This is a genomic window from Pseudomonas sp. NPDC086112 (assembly GCF_044746425.1).
GTDB lineage: Bacteria > Pseudomonadota > Gammaproteobacteria > Pseudomonadales > Pseudomonadaceae > Aquipseudomonas.
The window spans coordinates 1-5,808 of sequence record NZ_JBIVCD010000079.1 but is presented as its reverse complement, the minus strand read 5'-3'; the positions used below and the strand labels follow the sequence as shown (position 1 = coordinate 5,808).

Sequence of the window (5,808 nt, the reverse complement as noted above, 5' to 3'; positions counted from 1 at the left end):
TGACCGACATGATCAAGGACATGGAATACAACCAGGACGACAAAACCGTCCTGCTCGACCGCCAGGGGCACGGCCCGGCGTCGAGTCCGCTGACTGACTTCGCCGCACCGCCGCGTTTCGAACAGCTGGAAGAACGGATGATCTACGCCGCGCGCCTGCGCCCGGCCGAAGCGTTCAACATCAGCCTCAATTCGCTGGTGGCCGCGGCGTCCGACCTGCTGTCGGAAGTGGTGCGACTCAAGCACAGCGACACCCGCGAAGACCTGTACGCGCTCAACGAGCGACTGACCGCCGGCCTGAAGCTGTTTGAAGTGCGTGCGCTGCATAACGGCGCTGAAAGCAGCCAGGTGATGGCCGCCCGTTACGTGCTCTGCACCGTGGTCGACGAAGCCGTCACCACGCCGTGGGGCAACGAAAGCGAGTGGTCGCAGATGAGCCTGCTCAGCAGCTTCCACAACGAAACCTTCGGTGGCGAGAAGTTCTTCCAGCTGCTGGATCGCCTGTCGAAAAATCCGGTCAAGCACCTGCCGATGCTGGAGCTGATGTACCTGTGCCTGTCCCTCGGTTTCGAAGGCAAGTACCGGGTGCAGGCTCGCGGCATGCTCGAGCTCGAAGGCATCCGCGACGCCTTGTATCGGCAGATTCGGCAACTGCGCGGCGACGTGCCGCGTGAGCTGTCGCCGCATTGGGAAGGCTTGAACGATCAGCGCCGCAGCCTGGTGCGCATCGTGCCGGCGTGGATGGTGGTGCTGTTCACCGTGGTCTGCCTGGTGGTGATGTATTCGGGCTTCGCCTGGGTGCTGGGCGAGCAACGCGAAACCGTTTTGCAACCTTATCAGCAGCTGGATCCGGCTGCGGTTCAGCCGCAGTCGAAGCCGTAAACAGGGACGTGTGATGAAAAAGTTTTTCAAGAAAGTCGGCGCATTCCTGCGCCAGACCTGGGTCTGGACCCTGCTGCTGGTGCTGTTTATCGCGCTGCTGGTGTGGTTCGTCGGGCCGTTGCTGGCGGTCAATGACTACAAGTTCTGGGAAGGTTCGACCTCCCGCCTGCTGACCATCAGTGTGCTGTTCCTGATCTGGGGGCTGACCATGGTCTTCGTCAGCTGGCGCGCCGGTGTGCGCAAAAAGGCTGTGGAAGAAACCGAAGACGGCCAGGACCGTATCCGCCGTGAAGAGCTGATCGACGAAGAGCAGAAAGAGCTTCGCGTACGCTTCAAGGATGCGTTGAAAACCCTGAAGACCTCGAGCCTCTATCGCGGTCGCAGTGAACGCTGGCGCAGCGATTTGCCGTGGTACTTGCTGATCGGCCCGCAGGGCAGCGGCAAGACCAGCCTGCTGGACTTCTCGGGGCTTGAGTTTCCGATCAACAAGATCGACCGCAAACTCACCCGCGACACCCTCGGCACCCGGCATTGCGACTGGTACTTCGCCGACCACGGCGTGCTGATCGACACCGCCGGGCGTTACCTGACCCAGCCGGATGCGGAAGTCGATGGCAGCGCATGGAGCACCTTGCTCGACCTGCTGCGCAAGCGTCGCCGCAACCGTCCATTGAACGGTGTGCTGGTGACCATCCCGGTGGAAACCCTGCTGGGCGGCAGCGAGCAAGACCTCGACACCCTGGCCCGCCAGGTGCGTGCGCGTCTGCAAGACGTGCATCAGAAACTGCACGTCGACGTGCCGATTTATCTGGTGCTGAGCAAGGCCGACCGCCTGCTCGGTTTCGACGAGTTCTTCGATCAACTGACCCGCGAAGAAAGCGATCAGGTACTCGGCACCAGCTTCCGCAAAGAGCAGAGCGGCACCGACGTGGCTGTGCTGCGCGCCGAGTTCGAAGAGCTGCTGCGTCGCCTGAACAGCCAGGTGATCATGCGCATGCACCAGGAACGCGACACCCAGCGCCGTGGCCGCATCCTCGACTTCCCGCATCAACTGGGGCAAATCGGCGAGCGCTTGTGCCTGTTCGTCGACATGGCGTTCACCGGCAACCGCTACCAGCGTGTCAGCCAGTTGCGCGGTTTCTACCTGATCAGCGCACCGCACCTGACCGAACAGATGGATCAGACCACCGCCGGCATCGGCGCCAATCTGGGGATGAACACCGGTGTGCTGCCGACTCTGCGCAGCGGCCGTTCGCGGTTCATTCACCATTTGCTCAGCCGGGTGATTTTCCCCGAGGCCGATCTGGCCGGTCTGGACAAGCGCGAACGCAGCCGCATCCATTGGGGCCAACGTGCGTTGTACGTGGGCGCACTGGCGGCGCTGGCGCTGTTCGGCATGTTGTGGGCCGGTGGTTTCTCGGCCAACTACGAACGTCTGGAAAACCTGCGCTCACTGGCGCAAACCTGGAATCAGCAACGCTCGGCCCTGACTGCACGCGATGATTCGATGGCGGTGCTCAAGACCCTCGACACCAGCTACGCGGCGACTCAGGTCTTCCCGAAAAAGGGTGACGTGTCGTACCACGAGCGCGGCGGCCTGTACCAAGGCGAAGACGCCAATCCGGTGGTCAAGAGCGCCTACGAGCGTGAGCTTGAAGCGCAACTGCTGCCACGGGTTGCGACGCTGCTGGAAGGGCAGATTCGCGCCAACATGAAGGACCGCGAACGCCTGCTCAACAGTCTGCGTGCGTATCTGATGCTGAACATGAAGGATCGCCGCGATGCTGCGTGGCTCAAGGATTGGGTCGCTACTGACTGGTCCTTGCGCTACGCCGGCAACACCGCGGTGCAGAACGGCTTGAACACCCACTTCGAGCGTTTGCTCAAGCAGCCGTTTATCTATCCGCTGAATGAGCAACTGGTGGCGCAGGCGCGTCAGGTGCTGCGCAGTGAGTCGCTGGCCAACGTGGTTTACCGGATGCTGCGCGAGCAGGCTCGCAATCTGCCGGAATACCGTTTCAGCCAACACTTGGGCCCGCAGGGTGCGTTGTTTGTCGGCACCGATTACGTGATCCCGGGGTTCTACACCCAACAGGGTTATCAGCAGTATTTCTCGGTCCAGGGCACGGCGCTGGTCACCGACATCCTGCGTGACAACTGGGTGCTGGGCGAAGGCTCGGGCATCAGCGGCATGGACTTGCGTCGCCTGATGGTCGAGCTGGAGCAGCTGTATTTCCGCGACTACGCCAACTTCTGGAGCGAAGCGGTCGGTCAGGTGGCATTGCCACCGATCAACGACGCCGGTGAAGGGGCCGAGCAACTGGCGGGCCTGACGTCGGCCAACTCGCCGGTGCTGCAACTGCTGGTGGAAGTGCGCGAGAACACCCGTTTCCCGGTGATCGCAGACAGCGCCGATGAAGCCGCCGAGGCGGCTGAAAAATTGGGCGAGAAGGGCGGCAAGCTCGGCAAGCTCGCTGCGGCCGCTGCGGACAAAGCGTCGGACATGACCGCTCATATGGCAAAGCAGCTGCCCGACACCGCGAAGAAATCCCTGCAACGTCGCTTCGAACCGCTGCACCGTTTGCTGGACGACAACAACGGCCCGGCCGCTGACCTGACCCCGGCACTGACAGCACTCAACGACCTGCAACTGCAACTGTCGAGCCTGGCCCGTGCCAGCGCGCCGGAACAAGCTGCGTTCGAAATGGCCAAGACCCGCATGAGCGGCCAGCGTGACGCGCTGAGCAACTTGCGCAATGCCTCGAACCGTCTGCCGCGGCCTGTCAGCGTGTGGTTCAACGTGCTGGCCGAAGACACCTGGCGTCTGGTGCTCAACGATTCCTACCAGTACCTGAACCAGCGTTATCAGAGCGAGCTCTACAGCTTCTACGGCAAGGCGATCAACAAGCGTTACCCGTTCAGCGCCCACAGCACCAGCGATGTCGCGATCAGCGACTTCCGCGAGTTCTTCAAGGCCCAGGGCATCGCCGATCGCTTCTTCGACAACTACATGCGTCCGTTCGTGAGTGGCGACCCAGGCAACTATCGCCTGCGCAGCATTGACGGTCACAGCATGCCGATCTCCAAGGTCTACCTCGACCAGATGGCCGCGGCACAAGTGATCCGCCAGAGCTTCTTCGCCAGCAACCCGGCCGAGCCGCAAGTGCAGTTCAAACTGGAGCCGTACACCCTCGACCCGGCCGTCAGCCGTTCCGAGTTCAAGTTTGGCGACAAGACCATTGAATACCGCCACGGCCCGATCGTGCCGGTGTCCTTCAAATGGCCGACCGACGCTGAAGACGGTCGCACCAGCCTGGTCCTCGACAAAATGGCCGGCCGCCCGATCGGCATCGAGAAGAACTCCGGCCCATGGTCGCTGTTCCGTTTGTTCGATCTGATGCAGACCGAGTACCTGACCGGTCGCGACGTGCTGGTGCTCAAGGCTGACGTGGGTGGCCTGCGCGCCAACTACCTGCTGTCGAGCCAGCGCACACCGAACCCGTTCGACATGGGCGTGCTGCGTACTTTCCGTATGCCGGTGCAGCTCTGATGCTGGTTGCCAGTCCCTGGCGCAGCGCTGCGCGTACCGATCCGGGCAAGGTTCGGGCGCGCAACGAAGATGCTTTTCTCGACTGTCCACAGCAGGGGCTGTGGGTGGTCGCGGACGGCATGGGCGGTCATCAGGGCGGCGATATCGCTAGCCAGTTGATCGTCGCCAGCCTGGCGGAATTGCCGGTGCAGGAGGACTTCGACGAACGACTCAAAGGTATTCGCCAGTGCCTGCACTGGCTCAACCGCCGCTTGGGTCAGGAGTTGACCGTCACTGCCGGGCGTCACGACAGCATCATGGGCAGCACCGTGGTGGCGCTGCTGGTGGAAGGCAATCGCGCGGCCTGCATCTGGGCCGGCGACAGCCGCTGCTACCTGTGGCGCGGCCAGCGTTTGTATCAGCTGTCCAAGGACCATTCGCTGCAACAGCAACTGATCGACGAGCAGAACATGAGCGTCGAGCAAGCCAAGGCTCACCCGGCCGCCCACGCCCTGACCCGTGCGGTCGGAGCTGCCGAGCAGCTGACCCTGGACGTGCTCGAACTCGAGGTCTATCCCGGCGATGCGTTTTTGCTGTGCAGCGACGGTTTGTATCAAGGGCTGAGCAGCGATGCCCTGGGCAATGCCCTGAGCCTGACCGCGCCGCACGTTGCGCTGGAACGTCTGTTCGACAGCGCGCTGCGTGGCTCGGCCCGGGACAATCTGACTGCCGTGGTGATCCGCCAATGACTGAATTCATGCCGCCGATCGACGACCTGCTGGTGACCGAGGAAGAAGCCAACAACCTGACTTACTTCGCCTTCGCCACGCCTCTAAACGGAAAGCCGCATCAGGCCGAGCCTGCGCTGGCGCCGACCCGGGCGAGTATCGGTGAACTGCCGGACGTGCTGGCGGGACGTTACCGCCTCGAGCGCCTGCTCGGTGCCGGTGGCATGGGCGCGGTTTACCGTGCACGGGACTTGCTGAGCGAACAGTTCGGCGATCCCGATCCTTACATCGCGCTGAAAATCCTCAGCGAAGAATTTGCCGAATCGCCGGACGCCAGCGCCTTGCTCTACAGCGAGTTCGCCCTGACCCGACGACTGCGCCACAACAACGTGCTGCGACCGCACACCTTTGAAGTGGACACCGACTGCCAGCGCGCCTTCATCACCATGGAACTCATGCGTGGGCTGACCCTGGACAAATTACTCTGCGAGCGGCCCCTGGGCCTGCCGTGGATAGAACTGCGTGACATCGCGCTGCCGCTGCTCGACGCGCTGGCCTACGCCCACGCTCGCGGCGTGCTGCATGGTGACATGAAGCCGAGCAACGTGATGCTCAGCGAAGAGGGCGTGCGCCTGTTCGACTTCGGCCTCGGCCAGGCGCTAGAGGGCAT

At 62.7% G+C, this 5,808-nt stretch carries 4 protein-coding genes; all 4 read left to right on the top strand.

The window, feature by feature from the left end:
• Positions 1–8 precede the first annotated feature (8 nt).
• Positions 9–881: a type IVB secretion system protein IcmH/DotU gene (icmH, locus tag ACIPLA_RS27830; protein ID WP_401177657.1), complete on the top strand. Its 873-nt coding sequence runs from the start codon at positions 9–11 to the stop codon at positions 879–881.
• 13 nt (positions 882–894) lie between these two features.
• Positions 895–4,431, top strand: coding sequence for a type VI secretion system membrane subunit TssM (tssM, locus tag ACIPLA_RS27825; protein ID WP_401177654.1), 3,537 nt, complete (start codon positions 895–897; stop codon positions 4,429–4,431).
• Entirely contained in the window at positions 4,431–5,159 is a 729-nt protein-coding gene (locus ACIPLA_RS27820) for a PP2C family serine/threonine-protein phosphatase (protein ID WP_218395496.1), read from the top strand. Before tssM ends, ACIPLA_RS27820 begins: the two co-directional genes overlap by 1 nt.
• Positions 5,156–5,808, top strand: a 653-nt coding sequence (locus ACIPLA_RS27815; RefSeq protein ID WP_401177650.1) for a serine/threonine-protein kinase, incomplete at its 3' end; no start/stop codon positions are given. The genes ACIPLA_RS27820 and ACIPLA_RS27815, both read left to right, overlap by 4 nt.

What these genes read in the sequence shown, in the direction of transcription:
- icmH (WP_401177657.1), top strand. Translation starts at nt 9, where the DNA reads ATGATCAAGGACATGGAATACAACCAGGACGACAAAACCGTCCTGCTC.
- tssM (WP_401177654.1), top strand. Translation starts at nt 895, where the DNA reads ATGAAAAAGTTTTTCAAGAAAGTCGGCGCATTCCTGCGCCAGACCTGG.
- ACIPLA_RS27820 (WP_218395496.1), top strand. Translation starts at nt 4,431, where the DNA reads ATGCTGGTTGCCAGTCCCTGGCGCAGCGCTGCGCGTACCGATCCGGGC.